The sequence below is a fragment of the Prevotella sp. tc2-28 genome (assembly GCF_900107705.1).
Taxonomy (GTDB): Bacteria; Bacteroidota; Bacteroidia; order Bacteroidales; family Bacteroidaceae; genus Prevotella.
Map to the genome: position 1 here is coordinate 125,230 of NZ_FNRE01000004.1, position 19,092 is coordinate 144,321.

16 protein-coding genes and 2 pseudogenes are annotated in these 19,092 nt (G+C 49.4%); 12 read left to right on the forward strand and 6 right to left on the reverse strand.

Features of this window, described 5'->3' with window-relative positions; translation table 11 throughout:
• The 3 genes from BLU47_RS05005 to BLU47_RS05015 all read right to left on the reverse strand — a co-directional run bounded on the left by BLU47_RS05005 (nucleotide 1) and on the right by BLU47_RS05015 (nucleotide 3,237).
• Nucleotides 1–1,122, reverse strand: a complete 1,122-nt coding sequence (locus BLU47_RS05005) for an alpha/beta hydrolase (RefSeq protein WP_369796964.1) — start codon at nucleotides 1,120–1,122, stop codon at nucleotides 1–3.
• Nucleotides 1,119–2,192 (reverse strand): cyclophilin-like fold protein, encoded by a 1,074-nt coding sequence (locus BLU47_RS05010; RefSeq protein WP_091959632.1) that lies wholly within the window; start codon nucleotides 2,190–2,192, stop codon nucleotides 1,119–1,121. The genes BLU47_RS05005 and BLU47_RS05010 overlap by 4 nt, the downstream gene beginning before the upstream one ends.
• Before the next feature lie 142 nt (nucleotides 2,193–2,334).
• Nucleotides 2,335–3,237: a helix-turn-helix domain-containing protein gene (locus BLU47_RS05015; protein WP_176780458.1), complete on the reverse strand. Its 903-nt coding sequence runs from the start codon at nucleotides 3,235–3,237 to the stop codon at nucleotides 2,335–2,337.
• Nucleotides 3,238–3,397: 160 nt separating this feature from the next.
• Between BLU47_RS05015 and BLU47_RS05020 the strand changes: the two genes are divergently transcribed.
• From BLU47_RS05020 to BLU47_RS05045, 6 genes and pseudogenes are all read left to right on the forward strand, one after another.
• Nucleotides 3,398–4,666 (forward strand): TolC family protein, encoded by a 1,269-nt coding sequence (locus BLU47_RS05020; RefSeq protein ID WP_176780459.1) that lies wholly within the window; start codon nucleotides 3,398–3,400, stop codon nucleotides 4,664–4,666.
• A gap of 4 nt (nucleotides 4,667–4,670) precedes the next feature.
• Nucleotides 4,671–5,561, forward strand: coding sequence for an HlyD family secretion protein (locus tag BLU47_RS05025; protein WP_091959296.1), 891 nt, complete (start codon nucleotides 4,671–4,673; stop codon nucleotides 5,559–5,561).
• A 9-nt stretch (nucleotides 5,562–5,570) separates the two neighbouring features.
• Nucleotides 5,571–5,778, forward strand: a pseudogene (locus BLU47_RS05030) (ATP-binding cassette domain-containing protein); the annotation flags it as partial.
• 99 nt (nucleotides 5,779–5,877) lie between these two features.
• On the forward strand, nucleotides 5,878–7,377 hold the full coding sequence (locus tag BLU47_RS05035) for an ATP-binding cassette domain-containing protein (protein ID WP_091959302.1): 1,500 nt from the start codon (nucleotides 5,878–5,880) through the stop codon (nucleotides 7,375–7,377).
• 32 nt (nucleotides 7,378–7,409) lie between these two features.
• Entirely contained in the window at nucleotides 7,410–8,510 is a 1,101-nt protein-coding gene (locus BLU47_RS05040) for an ABC transporter permease (RefSeq protein WP_091959638.1), read from the forward strand.
• 29 nt (nucleotides 8,511–8,539) lie between these two features.
• Complete coding sequence (locus BLU47_RS05045) at nucleotides 8,540–9,640, forward strand: ABC transporter permease (RefSeq protein ID WP_091959305.1); 1,101 nt, start codon at nucleotides 8,540–8,542, stop codon at nucleotides 9,638–9,640.
• 65 nt (nucleotides 9,641–9,705) lie between these two features.
• Here BLU47_RS05045 and BLU47_RS05050 read toward each other — a convergent pair whose 3' ends face one another.
• From BLU47_RS05050 to BLU47_RS05060, 3 genes are all read right to left on the reverse strand, one after another.
• Nucleotides 9,706–11,028 carry an amidohydrolase family protein gene (locus BLU47_RS05050; RefSeq protein WP_255402094.1) on the reverse strand — a complete coding sequence of 441 codons (1,323 nt, stop codon included), beginning with the start codon at nucleotides 11,026–11,028 and terminating at the stop codon, nucleotides 9,706–9,708.
• Between the two features lie 32 nt (nucleotides 11,029–11,060).
• Nucleotides 11,061–12,227, reverse strand: a complete 1,167-nt coding sequence (locus BLU47_RS05055) for an iron-containing alcohol dehydrogenase (protein WP_091959308.1) — start codon at nucleotides 12,225–12,227, stop codon at nucleotides 11,061–11,063.
• 134 nt (nucleotides 12,228–12,361) lie between these two features.
• Nucleotides 12,362–13,219, reverse strand: coding sequence for a LytR/AlgR family response regulator transcription factor (locus BLU47_RS05060; RefSeq protein WP_091959311.1), 858 nt, complete (start codon nucleotides 13,217–13,219; stop codon nucleotides 12,362–12,364).
• Nucleotides 13,220–13,347: 128 nt separating this feature from the next.
• Here BLU47_RS05060 and BLU47_RS05065 point away from each other — a divergent pair, with 128 nt between their 5' ends.
• The 6 genes and pseudogenes from BLU47_RS05065 (at nucleotide 13,348) to BLU47_RS05085 (ending at nucleotide 19,083) form a co-directional block, all read left to right on the forward strand.
• A complete protein-coding gene (locus BLU47_RS05065) occupies nucleotides 13,348–14,571 on the forward strand; it encodes a transglutaminase-like domain-containing protein (RefSeq protein ID WP_091959314.1) in 1,224 nt (407 codons plus the stop codon).
• 138 nt (nucleotides 14,572–14,709) lie between these two features.
• Nucleotides 14,710–14,961, forward strand: a pseudogene (locus BLU47_RS15120) (zinc ribbon domain-containing protein); the annotation flags it as partial.
• Nucleotides 14,962–15,003: 42 nt separating this feature from the next.
• Complete coding sequence (locus tag BLU47_RS15125; protein ID WP_369796968.1) at nucleotides 15,004–15,441, forward strand: pyridoxamine 5'-phosphate oxidase family protein; 438 nt, start codon at nucleotides 15,004–15,006, stop codon at nucleotides 15,439–15,441.
• Nucleotides 15,442–15,618: 177 nt separating this feature from the next.
• A complete protein-coding gene (locus BLU47_RS05075) occupies nucleotides 15,619–16,236 on the forward strand; it encodes a CatA-like O-acetyltransferase, family 2 (protein WP_091959319.1) in 618 nt (205 codons plus the stop codon).
• 15 nt (nucleotides 16,237–16,251) lie between these two features.
• Entirely contained in the window at nucleotides 16,252–17,145 is an 894-nt protein-coding gene (locus tag BLU47_RS05080) for a helix-turn-helix transcriptional regulator (protein ID WP_091959322.1), read from the forward strand.
• A 441-nt stretch (nucleotides 17,146–17,586) separates the two neighbouring features.
• Nucleotides 17,587–19,083: a 2-isopropylmalate synthase gene (locus tag BLU47_RS05085; RefSeq protein WP_091959323.1), complete on the forward strand. Its 1,497-nt coding sequence runs from the start codon at nucleotides 17,587–17,589 to the stop codon at nucleotides 19,081–19,083.
• The last annotated feature ends 9 nt before the right edge of the window (nucleotides 19,084–19,092 follow it).

Genomic DNA, 19,092 nt, shown 5'->3' on the forward strand with positions numbered 1-19,092 from the left:
TTACTTCAAATTCTTCGTAAAGAACTCTGCCAATGTGTCCCAAGGAATCATGTTCTTGGACTGCCCTTGTCCTGCCTTTTCTTCGTAGCCGCCATCGTAGAGGTCGCAGTGAGAGGCATCTGGTATGATGAGCAGCTGCTTGTTCTCGGGATTGGGATTTGGCTCACCAACAAACTTGTAACCCTCAGCTTTGCCATCCACCATATAGTGATAGGCAGCCTCGCCAAAGTAGCGTGAGTGGGCGTCAGCACCGTGCATCACGAGAACGGCCGATCGGATCTCGTTGATGTAGTAGAGGAATCGGCTGTTGGCATAGGCCTGCGTACCGATGACACGCCAGCCGTCGTTAGAGTTGCCCGAGCGCTTGTGATAGCCACGTGGGGTCTTATAGTAGTCGTAGTAGTCGTGCACGAAACGGGGTGCCTGTGGTGGCACGGTGTCCAGCACACCGCCTGCCATCGCGTTAGGGTCGGTGAGGCGTTGTTTTGAAAGGTTCTCACGGTTTCTGTGGCGCCACTGTTCGTTATCGAAAGCATCGTTGTAGTCGTTGCCGCTGACACGCGTCATATCATACATCGTTGAGGCTACGGTTGCCTTGATGCGAGTATCGGTAGCGGCAGCATTAAGTGCTATGCCACCCCATCCGCAGATACCGATGATGCCAATCTTCTCGGCATCCACATTGTCTTGCTTCGACAGGAAATCGACAGCAGCCATAAAGTCCTCGGTATTGATGTCGGGTGAAGCCGTGCGACGCGGTTCACCGCTACTTTCACCCGTATAAGAAGGGTCGAAAGCCAGTGCCACGAAACCACGCTCTGCCATCTTCATGGCATAGAGTCCACTGCACTGCTCCTTGACGGCTCCGAAAGGACCAGAGACGGCGATGGCTGCCATCTTACCTTTGCTATCCTTCGGAATATAAAGGTCGGCAGCTAAAGTCAGCCCATACTGTGTCTTAAACGTCACCTTTTGGTGGTTCACCTTTTCGCTCAGCGGGAACACCTTGTCCCACTCCTGAGTCAATTCCAGTTCATGTTTCATATTGTTATTAGTAGTTTGTTTGTTGTTGCACGCCACGAGCATCCCGCCCAGCAGCATTGCGATGAATATTTTTCTCATAATATAACTTTTTTACCATTCTTGACATATATCCCTTTTGAAGGGTTCTCCACTTTCACGCCATTCAGAGAATAATATTCTCCATTTTCCAAACGATTACCATTGACGCTCTTGATGGCGGTCGTACCTGAAGTAAGCGAAAGTGTCACACTGATGTTGTTTTGGCCTGCTTTGAGAAAAGTGCGTAGTTCACTCTCTGACAGTCCGTCGATATGTCCTAAACGAGTATAGCTCCAAGAGTTTGAATCATAGAAGATACAGATGTTGCTGCCGTTATAAAGCACGATGTCTCCGGGTAGGGCTGTCATCTGCTCATTTTTCGTTGTCAGCGATCTGCCCAAAGCCCCCCAAATCTCGAAATTGTTGTCGTTGAGCGTTACCGTGATGGGCGCGCTCTGTAGTGCAGCAACCAACTCGCGCGTTGCGTCATTATCGACCAGTGTCACGCTTTGCGTCTGTCCGCCGATAGTGATATACATCTTATCCATAGTAGTTTGTGCTTTATCGAAATTAAGCGTCTTGAGCCAGTCTTCAATCAGCGAGGCACGATTCCCGTGGTTGCTGGCGTTAATCCACAAAGCTTCACCCATCCACGTGACATGAGGCAATAACCTCTCGGCATCACTTACCACATCGCTGATGCCGCTGCTGGCACTCGACACAATCATGCCGACGTGTTTCCCTGCCATCTGAGAGGCTCTCTGAAACAGGTAAGACTGCATGATGGCAGCCATCTGACTCCACCACAACGGGGTGACAATGATGACGTTCTGGTAGTCGCTGAGCGATGTCGTTACAGGGTCGATAGCTGGGTAACTGCTGGCATTGTTGGGATTAGCCTTGATGGCATTCAGCAACTGAGTACCAAGGGCATAATTGTTTGCCTCGTACCTTAGTCCCTTTTCAGCAGGCTGAATCTCCAGCACGTCAGCCTCTATCTGACTGGTCAGCGTATTTACTATCTCACGGCAGTTACCTGTATAGCTGTAATATACCACAAGCGTCTTGGCTGTTGCGTCTGTGCTCAGCAATGAAAGCATGGCGCTAAGGAATAAAATCAATCTTTTCATCGTTATCATTATTTTTTTGTTTTAAGTTTCTGGGTGCAAAGGTACGCATATAATTTAATATTGGTGTTACACAAATTAGCTGATGATATACCAATTTTGCAGATAGTGCTTAAAAAATCTTGATTGCCGATGTTGGTGTACTTTATACTCTTTTATAATTGCCTGGCGTCATGCCGGTGAGGCGACGGAAGTATTTTGAGAAGAATGAGGGATTGGCAAAATGCATCTCATCGGCAATCTGTGCTGCAGGTTTATCCGTGTGGCGCAGTTCTATTTTTATACGCGTGATGAGGGCACGGTCTATCCAGTCTTTGGCTGTGGTGCCGCTGGTTTGGCGGATGACGGTAGTCAGGTAGCGCTCGGTGAGACACATGCGCTCGGCGTAATAGCCTATCTGATGATGCTCGGTGCAATGCTGGGTGACCAGTTGAAGGAAGCGATCGAAGATGGTCTGCTCGGTCGAACGACTGCTGGCCTGTTGGTCGACCTGCTGCTGGAACAGCTGGTTGTAGTGGTGCATCTGGGCTGCCACGAGGGCTGTGACGGTGGGACGGTGATAGTCTGCGGTGGCATGAACCACCTGCCAGATGGTGTCCATAATATGTATGGCTGTAGCAATATCTTCTTCACTGGCGGGTATTTGGAAATCACGCACCTGACCATTGAAGGCCGACGGCATCTGTCCCTGCGCAAAGGGCATGGGGAAGTTAGAAAAAAGTCCCATTCCGAAGATGCGGAAGTCGGGCGACAGACGCTTGGGATGGATGATGGTGCCAGGACCGATATAGACGAGTGTGCCGCTCGTAAGGTGGCGGTCTTGTAGGTTAATGTTGATGTCAGCCTCGCCGTTCATGATGATGCCCAAACGGTGATCATTGATGGTAAAAGGTGGCTTTTGGCGTATCAGCAGACTGAACACCGTGCTGTCGCCGCGAACCATTGCCAGTTCGCTATTCATGAATACATGCTCTCGGATCTGCGAGAGGTGTGGTGTGAGGATGTCGCGCATTCGTGTGGCATCCATCAGTTGCGGTTGTCTGTTCATAATACGTCCTTTTTTGTTGGCAAAGATAATCATTTTCCGCGAAACAATGCTCTGTTTATGTATAAATCGAACAAAAAGGACATTTTTTCATCCCTGTGGATAACGCATATATGAAAATAACGATGTAGTTTTGCATACGGAATTCAATGACAAAATTGCTATGAAAAAGTTAATGTTAGTTTTGATGATGCTGCCGATGCTGGCGTCGGGACAGACGCTGGAAGAATGTCAGCAGGCAGCAGAGAGCAATTATCCGCTGATACAACAGTACGGACTCATCGAGAAGACCACTCAGTTGACGGTATCCAACATCCAAAAGGGATGGCTACCGCAAGTATCGGCATCAGCACAGGCAACGTATCAGAGCGATGTGATGGCATGGCCTGATGGTATGAAATCGATGTTAAGTGGTATGGGCGTCGATGTTAAGGGACTGAAGAAAGACCAGTACCGTGTGGGTATCGATTTACAGCAGACCATCTATGATGGTGGTGTTATAGGCAGTCAGAAGCGCATTGCTCGTGAACAGGGCAAGGTGCAGACAGCACAGAACGAAGTGAATATTTATAATGTTCGCAGGCGTGTCAACGAGATGTATTTCGGATTGCTGTTGCTTGAAGAACAGATAAAGTTGAACAATGACCTACAGACATTGTTGGCAGGCAACGAACGCAAACTGGAGTCGATGACCAAACGGGGCACAGCAGCCGAGAGCGACCTGCAGAATGTGAAGGCAGAGCGTCTTAACGCGATACAGAAAGCCACCGAACTGGCATCGCAGAAGCAGATGTTACAGCGCATGCTGAGTACATTCTGCGGCATAGAGGTCAAGGGCGTTCAGAAACCAAACATTAACGGGAACGCTAACGGGAACGAGAACCGTCGTCCGGAACTGAAGGCGCTGGATGCACAGATCAGCGTGCTGAATGCTCAGGAGAAAGCACTCAACGCAGCGCTGATGCCGAAGGTAGGCGTGTTTGCTCAGGGCTTCTACGGTTATCCGGGCCTGAATATGTTTGAGGATATGATGCGCCACAAATGGAGCTTGAACGGCATCGTCGGTGCACGGGTAACGTGGAACATCGGTGCCCTCTATACTCGCAAGAACGACAAGGCAAAACTGCAGTTGCAGCGTGATATGACAGAAAACAACCGGGAGGTATTCCTCTTCAATAACAACCTGGAACAGATTCAGCAGCACGAGAACATTGCACGCTATCAGAAGCTGATGGCTCAAGACGGAGATATTATCTCGCTGCGACAGTCTGTGAGAAAAGCGGCAGAGTCGAAGCTGGCACACGGCATCATCGACGTGAACGACCTGGTGCGCGAAATCAATCAGGAGCATGCTGCTTGCGTGCAACAGTCTGTACATGAGATTGAAATGCTGAAAGAGATATATGATAATAAATACACGACTAATAATTAAGACTATGCAAAAGATATATGTATTGGCAGGTTTGGCGCTGATGATGGCATCCTGCGGAGGTAATGAGAAAGACTACGATGCAACAGGTACGTTTGAGGCTACCGAAACAACCGTGTTTGCTGAACAGAGTGGGGCATTGCTGTCATTCGATTTGGAAGAGGGCGACAAGATGGAGGCTAATCGCCAGGTGGGACTTATTGATACCACACAGATTTGGCTCAAGATTAAGCAGACTGATGCTACCAAGGCTGTGTACCAGAGCCAGAAACCTGATATGGAGCGCCAGATTGCAGCCACTCGCCAGCAGTTGGCTAAGGCTCAGCAAGATGAGGAGCGCTACAGAGAACTCGTTGCTGATGGAGCTGCTCCATCAAAGATGTTTGATGATGCCACGAGTAAGGTGAAGGTGCTTCAGAAGCAGTTGGATGCTCAGGTATCATCATTGAGCACCAGCATCCAGTCTCTCAACAAGCAGACAGCAGCTGCTGATGTGCAGAAAGCACAGTTGCTGGATATGTTGCGCAAGTGTCACATCATGACACCTACCAAGGGAACCATACTTGATAAGTATGTGGAGCAGGGTGAGTTTGTGAGTGTTGGCAAACCTCTGTTTAAGATTGCCAATACTGAGCAGATGAAACTGCGTGCTTATGTCACCTCAGTCCAGTTGCAGAACATCAAGATAGGGCAGAAGGTAAAGGTGTTTGCCGACTATGGTGATAGTCAGCGCAAAGAGTATGCAGGCACCATCAGTTGGATATCTTCTCGTTCTGAGTTTACGCCTAAGACCATCCTTACCGATGACGAGCGTGCCGACCTGGTATATGCCGTTAAGGTGGCTATCAAGAATGATGGCTTCGTAAAGATTGGTATGTATGGCGAAGTGAAACTTTAGTTGATAATAATGGATGCAATAGTAGTTAATAATGTGTCGAAGTCATACGGACAGGTGCAGGCACTCAGCGATGTGTCGTTCTCTGTCGGCAAGGGCGAGGTCTTCGGACTTATTGGCCCTGATGGTGCAGGTAAGACGTCGATGTTTCGCATCCTCTGTTCGCTGTTGCTGCCTGATAAGGGTAGTGCAACGGTAGATGGCTTTGATGTGGTGAAGCAGATGTGCCGACCTGGTATATGCCGTTAAGGTGGCTATCAAGAATGATGGCTTCGTAAAGATTGGTATGTATGGCGAAGTGAAACTTTAGTTGATAATAATGGATGCAATAGTAGTTAATAATGTGTCGAAGTCATACGGACAGGTGCAGGCACTCAGCGATGTGTCGTTCTCTGTCGGCAAGGGCGAGGTCTTCGGACTTATTGGCCCTGATGGTGCAGGTAAGACGTCGATGTTTCGCATCCTCTGTTCGCTGTTGCTGCCTGATAAGGGTAGTGCAACGGTAGATGGCTTTGATGTGGTGAAGCAGATGCACGATGTGCGTAGCAGGGTGGGCTATATGCCTGGCAAATTCTCGCTCTATCAGGACCTCACCATCGAGGAAAACCTGAAATTCTTTGCCACCCTTTTTGGCACCACCGTTGATGAAGGCTACGACTGCATCAAGGCTATCTATTCGCAAATAGAGCGTTTCAAAGACCGTAAGGCTGGTGCTCTCTCAGGAGGTATGAAACAGAAACTGGCGCTCTCATGTGCCCTGGTTCATCAGCCCAGTGTCCTCTTCCTCGACGAGCCTACTACAGGTGTTGATCCCGTGAGTCGTAAGGAGTTGTGGGAGATGTTGCTGTCGCTGAAGGAAAGTGGTATCACCATTGTTGCCTCAACGCCGTATCTCGATGAAGTACGCTGCTGCGAACGCGTAGCTTTTCTGGACCAGGGAAAGGTGCGCGGCATAGGCACTCCTGATGATATCCTCACCCAGTTTGCCAGTATCTTCAATCCCCCAGGCATCGATAAAAGTGAAGAGTTCTTTGCAGAGCAAAGCGGCGAAGCCGAGCGAAGAGTGAAGAGTGAAGAGTTGGAAAATGTCATCGAGGTGGAACACTTGGTAAAAGCCTTTGGCTCGTTCCATGCCGTTGACGACATCTCGTTCAGCGTTAAGAAAGGCGAGATATTCGGATTCTTGGGTGCTAATGGTGCTGGCAAGACGACAGCGATGCACATGCTGACAGGTCTGAATCAACCCACCAGTGGAACGGGTAGGGTGGTAGGTTTCGACATTCGTACGGAATATGAACAAATCAAGAAGCACATAGGCTATATGTCGCAGCGCTTCTCGCTTTATGAAGACCTGACTGTTGCCGAGAATATCCGTCTCTTTGCAGGTATCTATGGCATGAAAAGTGAAGAGATAAGAGTGAAGAGTGAAGAATTGCTGCGCCGTCTTAACTTTACTGACCATGCAAACGATTTGGTGGGTTCTTTACCATTAGGTTGGAAGCAGAAGCTGGCCTTCTCTGTCTCGATATTCCACGACCCAGGTGTGGTGTTCCTCGACGAACCCACGGGTGGTGTCGATCCTGCCACACGTCGTCAGTTCTGGGAACTTATCTATGACGCTGCCCGTCGTGGCATCACCGTTTTTGTAACCACACACTATATGGACGAGGCGGAATATTGTGACCGTATCTCTATCATGGTGGACGGCAAAATCAGCGCTCTCGGCACACCCGATGAACTGAAACAGCGTCTCCACCAGCCTGATATGGACCACGTATTTACCTATCTGGCCCGCCAGGCCACGAGGTCGTCAGACTAATGGTCAATGTTCAATGGTCAATGTTCAATGAAATGAAACAGTTTATAGCATTTGTAATCAAGGAAACCAAGCACATCCTGCGCGACAAGCGTACGATGCTGATACTCTTCGGCATGCCTGTGGTGATGATGCTGCTCTTCGGCTTTGCCATCAGCACTGATGTGAAGAATGTGCGCACGGTGGTGGTCACCTCTGAAATGTCGCCTCGCACGCAGCAGGCTGTAGAACGATTGGCACAATCGGAATATTTTATTATCACGCAGACGGTGAACACACCACAGGAAGCCGAACTGCTCATCCGTAGTCAGAAGGCCGATATGAGCCTCACCCCCAGCCCCTCTCCGATTGGCGAGGGGAGTAGTAACCTTCAGTGGCAAATCATGGTTGACGGTAGCGACCCCAATATGGCTCAGCAATGGACCACATACGCCCAAAGCATACTGTCTCAGCCAGTTGACGGCAAACACTATTCACTCCCCTCGCCCTTTGGAGAGGGGCTGGGGGTGAGGCTCCTCTACAATCCCCAGATGCGCTCCGCCTACAACTTCGTGCCAGCTATCATGGGTATGCTATTGATGCTCATTTGTGCTATGATGACCTCAATATCGATTGTCCGCGAAAAGGAGAAAGGTACAATGGAGGTGCTGTTAGTATCGCCCGTTAAACCCTTGATGGTTATCATGGCTAAGGCAGTGCCCTATCTGGTGCTGGCCTTTGGCATCCTCATCACCATCTTGCTGATGGCGCGTTTCGTGCTGGGAGTGCCCTTAGCAGGTTCGCTGTTCTGGATATTAGCCGTGAGTACTCTCTATATTCTGTTGGCACTTTCGTTAGGGCTACTCATCTCTAACATAGCACAAACGCAACTTGTAGCCCTGCTGCTCTCGGCTATGGTACTGCTCATGCCTGTGGTGATGCTGTCGGGTATGTTGTTCCCTGTAGAGTCGATGCCAACTATCCTGCAATGGATATCGGCCATCGTGCCGCCTCGCTATTATATCGAGGCTATGCGCAAGCTGATGATTATGGGCGTGGGTATAGGTGAAGTGGCTCGCGAGGTGATTGTGCTGGCAATTATGACGGTAGTGCTGCTCGCCATCGCCCTGAAGAAGTTCAAGCAGCGCCTGGAGTGATATTAACTCTTAACTCTTAATTCTTAACTATGATAAAATATCTCATACAAAAAGAGTTCCTGCAGATACGCCGTAATGCGTTTCTGCCAAGGCTCATCGTCATATTCCCCATCGTCATCATGTGTGTGATGCCATGGGTAATGCAGATGGAAGTTAAGAATGTCGTGGTAGATGTGGTTGACATAGACCATACCATGGAGTCGCAGCGCTTGGTACAGCAGGTTGCTGCTTCCAACTATTTCATCTTTGGTGGACAAAAAGCCACCTATGCCGAGGCGATGAAAGACATAGAGAAGGGTAAGGCAGACGTTATTCTTGAGATACGCGACGGCAAGTATCTCATTGCTGCCAATGCCGTCAATGGTACCAAGGGAGCGATGGGTAGTGCCTATCTGAGTCAGATAATAAGACCCACCCCCCAGCCCCTCCCTGTAATGGAGGGGAGTAGCAATTCTCAAGGGCAAAAGATATCTGCTCCCTCCCTCACAGGGAGGGTTGGGGGTGGGTCTCTTCTTCTCTATAACAAAGGTCAGGACTACAAACTCTTCATGATTCCCGCTCTGTTTGCCATTGTGATGATGCTGATGACGGGCTTCCTGCCCACACTCAATATCGTTGGTGAGAAGGAGGCTGGTACCATCGAACAGATCAACGTTACACCTGTCTCTAAGTGGTCGTTCATCCTCGCGAAACTCATCCCTTACTGGCTTATCGCGCTATTTATCATTACCGTGTGCCTGCTGTTAGCGTGGATTGTCTATGGCATTACACCTGCTGGCCCAGTGTGGCTCATCTATGTGCTTGCCATGCTGCTGGCGCTGTTCTTCTCGTCATTCGGACTCATCGTGTCCAACTATTCCGACACCATGCAGCAGGCGATGTTCGTGATGTGGTTCTTTGTGGTGAACATCATGCTGCTCTCGGGACTGTTCACCCCCACGCGCTCTATGCCCCAGTGGGCGTATCTGACCACCTATATCAACCCCATGCACTACTTTATCGAAGCCATCCGCACCGTCTTTATCCGTGGTGGCGGACTGCACGAAACAGCCCACCAGGTCTTAGCCCTTGCGGGCATCGGTACGCTGATGGGCTGTTGGGCCGTACAGAGCTACAAAAAGAATAGTTAATCTAAGGCCGGAGCTGGCAGCCTGACATATCGTCCGAGGGTGTCCAGCTCAGCAGTGACATCATACTATCTCTGTTTTTTGAATATCAGTTTCATGGTCTCGGGGTCGAGTGGCTTCATGGTGGGCAGTTTCAGGTCTTTCACCATGTGAAGCGTGCCCTGCTTGTACTTCTGGAAGTGCTCTGTCTTCAGATGTTGCTGATAAGTTTCATCAGAGGCGTAGATTTCAAGAATGCGAATCTTTGTAGAGTCTTCGGCACTCTGCATGGGGAACAGGCAGACGACACCAGGCTCGCGCTCTATACTCAGGCGATCTACCTCGTTGGCAAAAGCTAAGTATTCCTGCAAATACTGTGGATAGACCTCAATCTCAGCAATGCGGACAAGAGGAGACCCTCCCCCTTGCCCCTCCCTGTGATGGAGGGGAGTAGATAGTGATTGGGTGAGGCTTTGGGCATTCTTCCATAGAATCATCTCCTTGAACGGTGCGAGGTCTGGCTCTTTCGATAGATAGTCCTTCATCCTCGCCAGACTCTGCGTGAACACCTGCGGAGCGACGTATGGATAGTCGGAACCGTAGAGCAGGTGGTCGGGCGTGGTGATGGTGAGCAACATGCGGATTACCTCAGGTGAGTGTGCACCAGCAAGGTCGTAATAGAGGGTGCGGAGGTTGGCTTCATAGTCAATCTCGCCCACCATCTTGTTTGTCTGCATCACAGGCGTCAACGACTTCATGCGTGGGATAGCCAACGGCAGATAGGCACCGCAATGGGGCACCACCACCTTTATATGATTATAGCGAGCCAACACATTGCGTGAAATCATGTTCGACACGGCACGGGTGGTTTCCGAGAGATATTCCTGCATAGCGAGTGGTGTCTGTTGCATCACCTGCTTATTTACGGGTTCTGGGCAATGGGGATGCAGAATCACCACGGCCTTACGCTCATTCAACACAGAGAAAAGCGTGTCAAGTTCGGGTGCACCAAGATACTGTCCGCCAACATTCGTTGCCAACTTAATGCCGTCAGCCTTCAGTACGTCGAGCGCATACTTCACCTCCTCAATGGCTTTCGAGACATCGGGCAGCGGTAGGGCAGCACAGAACAGGAATCGTCCTGGGTGCTCCTTCTTGATGCGAGCGGCAGCCTCATTGGTCTGTCTCACCACCTCTGCAGACGAAGGTTGTGGAGCCGCCAATGTCAACACCGATGTCTCGACACCAGCCTCGTCCATCCATTTCAGATGATTCTCCACATTGTACTTTGGCAAGGGGAATCCCTCGTCCATCACACGTCCCTCTGTTTCCAGAGCCGACACAAACTCAGGAGTGATGATGTGGCTGTGCACATCAATCACGCCCTGAGCGAATCCGTTTGCTGCTATCATAAGACCCAGCAATAATGCTTTGGTTTTCAATTTTAAAGACTGTCTTTGAGTACCTTGACTACTTCGTCACGATTTAGGATGTAGTAACCACCCTGGCAGATAGGACAAGCATCGGCCATTCCTTCAATCAGTTCTGGCTTGGCACCACAGTCGGTGATATTCATTGCAAGACCCAGTTCGCGCATCCACTGTTCCATTGTCTCCAGACCTTCCATCGCAACCTGTTCGTCAGTTTTACCATCAGCAGAAACGTTCCATACATTCATTGCCAGACGCTTGAACTTCTGCACGGCATCGGGCGACTTGCTGATGAGCAGACGGTAATAGGCTCCGCTGACGGCTGCGAGTGTATGACCATGAGTGGCATCAGTAAATGCAGCCACTGCCTGTCCCAGCATGTGCACCATCCAGTCGGTAGCCTTGGCACGGTCGATGAGGGTGTTGAGTGCCCAAGTGGCAGTCCACATGATGTTTGAACGAGCCTCGTAGTCCTCGGGGTTGACAATCGCCTTGCGTGAACTGACGATGAGTGAGCGCATCAGACCTTCGGCAATGTAGTCGCTGGTGTTGTCGTCAGTACCAGAGAGATATTGCTCCAGGATGTGACTCATAATATCATAGATGCCTGCCACCATCTGATACTTGGGAACAGTAAAGGTGAAACGAGGATTGAGGATGGAGAAGTCGGGGTTGCGGAAGTTATAGAAAAGTTTGCGGTTCTCCGTATGGCTGGAGATCACCGAACAACTGTCCATCTCAGAGCCAGTGCCAGCCATTGTCAGCACACAACCCACAGGAATCCAACGGCAAGTCATAGGCTGCCAGTTTTTGAAGTAGTACTCCCAAGGATCACCATCGTACCAAGCACTTCCGGCTACGGCCTTACAATAGTCAACGGTAGAGCCACCACCTACACCAAGGATGAAATCCACATTCTCCTTGCGCGCCATGTGAGCACCCTCCAACACCTTTTCTATAGTAGGATTAGGCATCACACCTGCAATCTCAATGACGTCGCATCCGGCTTTCTGCAACTCAGCCATCACCTGGTCGTAGATGCCGTTGCGCTTGATGCTGCCGCCGCCATAGCAGAGCATAATTTTCTTGCCATAGTTCTTCAGTTCTTCACTCAGTTTGCTTAAAGAATCCTCACCGAAGTGCAACTTCGTAGGATTGTGGAATGTAAAATTGCCTAACATGTTTTTTATCGTTTTAAAGTTTCTGGGTGCAAAGGTACGCACATTATTTTATATAGGTATTACACAAATTGGCTGACAATATACCAATTTCGCAGAGAGTGCTTTAAAAAGAAAAAAAATATACCATTATTAGACTATTTTCCGCATCTTGTAGAAGCAATAGCAGCCTTGACTTGAGCCATGTTACTACGCGAGACAGGGAGGGATTCGTGGCATTGTCTGATAAGCAACTGGGTGGAGCCGGAATGTGAGACGATTTGCTCGACCTGACCAAGGTTGACCAGGAAGGCGCGATGGCAGCGAACAATCATCGGATAGTCCTGTAGCGTTTCCTCCATCTGTTTCATCGTGGTGCGAAGCATATCAGAACGCACTTGCCCGTCGTGCAGATGATTAACCTTGACATAGTTGCCCACGGCCTCAATATATAGTAGGTGGGAAATCTGGAGCGTCACCGATTCGTTGGTCGAGCCAGTGAGGGTAAGCTCCTGGAGGCGGGGTTCCTGCATTTCCTTCAACTCTTTGTTCAGCTGTCTCAGCTCTTCCAGTTCCATCGCCAGATACTTGTTTCGGAACTTAAAACGCCAGTATAGGCCGATGGCAAAGGATAGAAAAGCAATGATTGCCAGCGTCTCTATATAGTTGCTCAGCGAGAGCCGATTGCTCTCAACCAGACTGCTCATTACAAAGTGGCGATACAGACAGATTAATAGTGCCACCAAAAGTGTGTTGATGAACTGAAAGCGCAAATTGCGACTAATGATATAGTTGATGCCGCGATCGTAGGAGCGAGGCATACGTACAATGTGTCGCAGAATGACCTCTGTGATAAAACAGCTGAACAAGCCTAACACAAAAAGGCCCAGCAGATGCAGAAAGGTCTGCCATCGTTCTGCATCAAGTCCGAAGGGCTTGAAGATCGCAATCGCCAGTATGATGAAAGCGGTACTGATGAATCGGATGCTGATGGTTTCTTTGTGACTTTTGTTCATACGGCGGCAAAGTTACGAAATAAAACTGACATTCGTCACATTTCCATGCCGTTTATCCCACAAATTTGGAATACACTGCAACTATTCATACCTTTGCAACGTCGAAATAATAAAAATATTCGGAAGATATGAAAACAATGAGATTATTGGCAGTATTGGCCATTGCTTTTATGAGTGTAACGAGCATGAAGGCTCAGAGTCAGCGAATGATGGAGTTCCAGAATGAGTTTAGCAAGTATCAGACACAATATCGTGAGCTGATGCATAGTGGAAAGCACAAGGAGGCGATGGCTCCGCTGGCAAGTTGTATCGCAATGCTCGACACCACCACGATTTTCAAGATATCGCCCATCCCCGAGGCTGCCATCAAGGAGCAGAAGGGACTGCTGTACTACGACTATGCGTGCTGCTATGCACTGGTGGGGCAGAAGACGAAGGCGCTTGCGGCACTGGAGAAGTCAGTCCTGCTGGGCTACAAGGATTACAATAATATAGTGAACGACAATGACCTCCGCTCGCTGCGCAAGGACAAGAAATATCAGGCGCTGCTGGCTCAGGTGAACGACCGTCATCCCCTCAGTGTGCTGAAAAAATCGGCTCCATACGCTAAGGCCCAGCAAGACATTCTGTTCCGTTATCAACCTAAAGAGTCGAAGAACCTACGCATGGTTCGCGACTATTTCAAGCTTGACTCTGTAGTCGGGCAGGGCGACGAACTCTCGAAGATTATCAATCTGCTGCACTTTGCCCACGACAACATCCGCCACGACGGAGGTAACCAGGCGTTTGCAGAGTTGGATGCCATCGACCTTTATAACTATTACAAGACTACCGGTAAGGGCGTGAACTGTCGCCAGCTGGCCATATCGCTCTGCGAGATGTACCTGTCGATGGGCATCCCGGCCCGCTATGTGACCTGCATGCCAGCCGATTCGCTCGACTATGAGTGCCATGTGATTAACACCGTGTGGTCGGAGCAGTTGCAGAAATGGCTTTACATCGACCCCACGATGGATGCCTGGGTGACAGACGAGAACGGCACGATGCTCAGCATCGCCGAGGTGCGAGAGCGGCTCATCAACGACCAACCCTTGGTGCTCTGCGAGACTGCTAACTGGAACCACGAGTCGCAACAGACAAAGGAATACTATTTGGAGACCTACATGGCAAAGAACCTGTACTACTTCGTTTGCAAGAAGCTGAACCGCTTTAATCCTGAGAGCCTCTATCGCAACAACGACCCTGCAGATGACGTCAGGCTCATACCCGTTGGTTTCGTCAACAACAACTGGAAGTGCGACACCACTACTGACTCAGAGGTGTTCTGGGCAAAACCAAAGAAAGAACAATGAATATCCGTTTGTACGGAGGCGCTACAGTTGATGTTAGACCATATCTGACAAACGACTGACATCAAATCGCTCATCAGTACCAAGGTGAGAACAGACCAATTAGAGTATTAAGATTAGAACTTAACAAATAAAGATATGATGGATAAGAAATTATGTCAGAGTTGCGGCATGCCGCTAACCGAAGATGTTCTCGGCACGAATGCCGACGGCAGTAAGAATGAAGATTACTGCATGTACTGCTATAAGGATGGAAAATTCTTGCAGGAATGTACGATGGAAGAGATGATTGAGCATTGTGCTCAATTTGTGAATGCCGTTAATGAAGGGTTGGAAAAAACCATCACCAAAGAGGAATATATTGGCATGATGAAAACGTATTTCCCCCAATTGAAGCGTTGGCGCCAAACGTTGGATGTTAGTAACGATGAAGTCATGAATGTCAACCCCGCTTTGGCAGGTGTTAAAGAACTCATTGCACAGATGGCAGACAAACTGCCCATCGCTTACATCTCATCAGTAGACCAAGAAGGTTTTCCATGGACCAAAGCCATGTTGAAACCACGCAAGTGTGAGGGTATCAAAACCTTCTACTTTACAACCAACACATTCTCAATACGTGTGGCTCATTACAAGGCTAATCCCAAGGCAAGCATCTATTTCTGCGATGCCAAAGGCTTCAAGGGCATGATGCTGCGGGGCACGATGGAGGTACTGACGGATGCCGCCTCGAAAGAGATGATCTGGCACAATGGGGACGAGCAGTACTATCCCGGTGGTGTAACCGACCCAAACTACTGCGTCTTGAAGTTCACCGCAACTGACGGCCGTTTCTACAGTGATTTCTATCCACGTAGTTTCGTGATTGAGTAATGTTCTAACAGGGAAAGAGACACGTAGTAACAGGGAGGGAAGCGGTATTTTCCACAGGCGCAGATGGTAATTATCTGTGAGATTGCGTGCCGTTTGTCGCAAAAACATACGGAATGTTCCAGAAATTTGGAGTATTCCGCAACAATTCGTAACTTTGCAGTCGAAAACAGATAAATAATGAAACAAGAAATCAATCCCAAAGAGACAAATCGGGCTATCGCCTTCGAGCTGTGGATGAAATCGCCTATGCCGATGGTGACGGTTACCAAGACTTTCGACGTGACGCGACTTTGTAAGGTTAGTCGGCGACGCGGGCTGAAATTCAACATGCTGCTCTGCTGGTGCATCGGCAAGGCTGCATCAGGGATAGAAGAGTTTTACATGTTGCCCCAGTATGGGAAGGTGTACAAATATGACTGTATGGCCATCAATGTGATAGTGGATAATATAAAGGGTGGACTCAGTTTCTGCGACGTTGCTGTCTGCGCTGATCTGGAAGCGTTTAATGCCAATTACCTGCATCTGACAGAGACCGTCAGGCAGACCTGTCAGGACATATTAGGCGATGAAGCCGTGTCAGTCGGTACGTCGGCAGTGATTGTCACGGAACTTGACAGCATTGTCAACCAGTACAGCGGCATCTACACGAATCCCTTCCTGGCATGGGGTCGATACCACAGGGGATGGCTGAAGACGACGCTTCCCATCTCTTTCCAGTTCCATCACGCCCAGATGGACGGCTCACACGCCGCCCGATTCTTGGAAGAATTGCAAAAGACAATCAATTTAATATGAATCTTTGCCACCGATATGCGGAATATTTTAAAGGTTGAAACTCCTAACGACTACGCCCGTTTTGTGGATGCACCCGTATTGCACCCATTGATCAGTATTATCCATTATGACGAGTTGGCGCCCTTCCGTCATAGTCTGAACAACTATGGCGTGTATGGGTTGTTCATTCAGCGACAGTTCCCCTTCAACCTTTCTTATGGCATGAGGAAATTGCAGGTGAGTGATGGCTCCATCATTGCTGTGGAACCCGGACAGATAGGAGGTTTGGAAGATAACGGCGAGCGCATCTCGTTGTGTGGCTGGGTGCTATTGTGGTCGCCCGAACTGTTGCACGGCTCCGAGCTGGAACGCCAGATTGGCCACTATCAGTTCTTTTCGTATTTCTTCGATGGTTCGCTGCGCATGGAGCCCGACGAATGGCTCTGCATCACGCAGTTGGTGACTCAGATGCGACAAGAATTGCAGACACACGAGGATTCGCCGTCCTTAAGAAAAGTGCTGCTGGCTTATCTGCGACTGATACTGGAATACTGCAACCGCATCTACCAGCGTCAATTGTCGGAAGAGGATAGGGGAGAAACCGACCTGCTGAAGCGCTTTCACAACCTGCTGCAAACCTATTTCCGCGAGAACCACCAACTGTCGCAAGGCTTGCCAACCGTCACCTGGTGCGCTTCCCAATTAGCTTATTCGCCCCGTTATTTTGGTGACATAGTCCACAAAGCCACGGGCGGCACAGCTATTGGCTACATCCACAACTATGTCATCAACCAGGCAAAGAGTCTGCTGATGCAGGGACACAATATCAGCGAGACCTCCCGCCTGTTGGGTTTTGACTTTCCCCATCATTTCACCCGCCTTTTTAAGCGCATCACGGGAATTACTCCCAGCGAGTTTGTAAGGAAATAGAGATTACTCCGAAAGAAAATCTGATTACTCCGAAAGAAAATCCGATTACTCCGAAAGTAGCAACACTGGCCTGGCACGAGTTGAAGTAAGAAACCATACTGTGATATAAAGTGAAAAAACAACTTTCACAAGATTAAGTGGGAGGTGGGTAGAAATTAATAAATTGATACTGTTTTGCGTAAAAAAGTGGCGAATTGTTTGTGTGTTTCGGCAAAAATATGTAATTTTGCAGTCGAATTAAGAAAATGGAGAAGAAAATGAAACAGCTTAACCTGATTAGCAACCTGATTATTATTCGACTGCGTGGCGTGGCCGGAAGTGATAAGGTATGCATATAATAATATAGGTAGAGCTATAAATGATATGAGCCTTTCTCACTTCCGGGTGTGAAAGGCTCGTTTGCAATATTAAGAATCAAGTAACACAAAAATAGAGATTATTATGAGTGACAGATTGTTTATTTTCGACACGACGCTTCGCGACGGCGAACAGGTACCAGGATGCCAGTTGAACACGGTAGAGAAAATCCAGGTTGCCAAGGCGCTGGAACAGTTGGGCGTTGACGTGATTGAGGCAGGATTCCCCATCTCGTCGCCAGGTGATTTCAACTCGGTGATAGAAATATCTAAGGCTGTGACATGGCCTACCATTTGTGCGCTGACACGAGCCGTGCAGAAGGATATCGACGTGGCTGCCGATGCGCTGCAATATGCCAAGCGAAAGCGCATCCACACGGGTATTGGTACGAGCGACTCGCACATCAAGTATAAATTCAACTCAAACCGCGAGGAGATTATCGAGCGCGGCGTGGCTGCCGTGAAGTATGCCAAGAAATTCGTGGAGGACGTGGAGTTCTACTGCGAGGACGCCGGCCGCACGGAGAACGAGTACCTGGCCCGCGTGGTAGAAGCTGTGATTGCTGCCGGAGCTACGGTGGTGAACATTCCCGATACGACGGGCTACTGTCTGCCTCAGGAGTACTTCGAGAAAATCAAGTATCTGAAGGAGCACGTGTCGAACATCGACAAGGCCATCATATCCACCCACTGCCACAACGACCTGGGCATGGCAACAGCTAACACGTTTAACGGTGTGATGGGCGGTGCCCGACAGGTGGAGGTGACCATCAATGGTATTGGTGAGCGTGCCGGCAACACCTCGTTAGAGGAGATAGCCATGATACTGAAATGTCATAAGGGACTAGGCATCGACACGAATATCAACACGACGAAGATTTATCCGACGAGTCGTATGGTGTCGAGTCTGATGAACATGCCCGTTCAGCCTAACAAGGCTATTGTGGGTCGTAATGCCTTTGCACACTCCAGCGGCATCCACCAGGACGGTGTGCTGAAGAACGTGCAGACCTACGAGATTATGAATCCAAAGGATGTGGGCATCGACGACAACAGTATCGTACTGACTGCCCGTAGCGGACGTGCCGCACTGAAGCATCGCCTGAGTGTGAACGGTGTGGAAGTGGACGAGCAGAAGCTGGACAAGATATACGAGAAGTTCCTGCAGTTGGCTGACCAGAAGAAGGAAGTGAACGACGCCGACGTGCTGATGTTGGCTGGTGCCGACACAGCCGAGGCACATGCTGTGAAGCTCGACTTCCTGCAGGTGACCACCGGCAAGGGCGTGAAGAGTGTCGCTTCCATCGGTCTGGACATCTCAGGACAGAAGTTCGAGGCTGCAGCTTCGGGTAACGGTCCTGTTGACGCCGCCATCAAGGCCCTGAAGAAGATTATCATGAAGCAGATGACGCTGAAGGAATTCACCATCCAAGCCATCTCGAAAGGCTCGGACGATGTGGGTAAGGTACACATGCAGGTGGAGTACGACGGCAGCATCTACTACGGTTTCGGTGCCAACACTGACATTGTGACCGCTTCCGTTGAGGCATATATCGACTGTATTAACAAGTTTAAGAGATAAAAGACCCTC

Excerpts from the sequence above, each read along its gene's own strand:
- BLU47_RS05005 (WP_369796964.1), bottom strand. The coding sequence starts at position 1,122 with ATGAGAAAAATATTCATCGCAATGCTGCTGGGCGGGATGCTCGTGGCG.
- BLU47_RS05010 (WP_091959632.1), bottom strand. The coding sequence starts at position 2,192 with ATGAAAAGATTGATTTTATTCCTTAGCGCCATGCTTTCATTGCTGAGC.
- BLU47_RS05015 (WP_176780458.1), bottom strand. The coding sequence starts at position 3,237 with ATGAACAGACAACCGCAACTGATGGATGCCACACGAATGCGCGACATC.
- BLU47_RS05020 (WP_176780459.1), top strand. The coding sequence starts at position 3,398 with ATGAAAAAGTTAATGTTAGTTTTGATGATGCTGCCGATGCTGGCGTCG.
- BLU47_RS05025 (WP_091959296.1), top strand. The coding sequence starts at position 4,671 with ATGCAAAAGATATATGTATTGGCAGGTTTGGCGCTGATGATGGCATCC.
- BLU47_RS05035 (WP_091959302.1), top strand. The coding sequence starts at position 5,878 with ATGGATGCAATAGTAGTTAATAATGTGTCGAAGTCATACGGACAGGTG.
- BLU47_RS05040 (WP_091959638.1), top strand. The coding sequence starts at position 7,410 with ATGAAACAGTTTATAGCATTTGTAATCAAGGAAACCAAGCACATCCTG.
- BLU47_RS05045 (WP_091959305.1), top strand. The coding sequence starts at position 8,540 with ATGATAAAATATCTCATACAAAAAGAGTTCCTGCAGATACGCCGTAAT.
- BLU47_RS05050 (WP_255402094.1), bottom strand. The coding sequence starts at position 11,028 with ATGATAGCAGCAAACGGATTCGCTCAGGGCGTGATTGATGTGCACAGC.
- BLU47_RS05055 (WP_091959308.1), bottom strand. The coding sequence starts at position 12,227 with ATGTTAGGCAATTTTACATTCCACAATCCTACGAAGTTGCACTTCGGT.
- BLU47_RS05060 (WP_091959311.1), bottom strand. The coding sequence starts at position 13,219 with ATGAACAAAAGTCACAAAGAAACCATCAGCATCCGATTCATCAGTACC.
- BLU47_RS05065 (WP_091959314.1), top strand. The coding sequence starts at position 13,348 with ATGAAAACAATGAGATTATTGGCAGTATTGGCCATTGCTTTTATGAGT.
- BLU47_RS15125 (WP_369796968.1), top strand. The coding sequence starts at position 15,004 with ATGAATGTCAACCCCGCTTTGGCAGGTGTTAAAGAACTCATTGCACAG.
- BLU47_RS05075 (WP_091959319.1), top strand. The coding sequence starts at position 15,619 with ATGAAACAAGAAATCAATCCCAAAGAGACAAATCGGGCTATCGCCTTC.
- BLU47_RS05080 (WP_091959322.1), top strand. The coding sequence starts at position 16,252 with ATGCGGAATATTTTAAAGGTTGAAACTCCTAACGACTACGCCCGTTTT.
- BLU47_RS05085 (WP_091959323.1), top strand. The coding sequence starts at position 17,587 with ATGAGTGACAGATTGTTTATTTTCGACACGACGCTTCGCGACGGCGAA.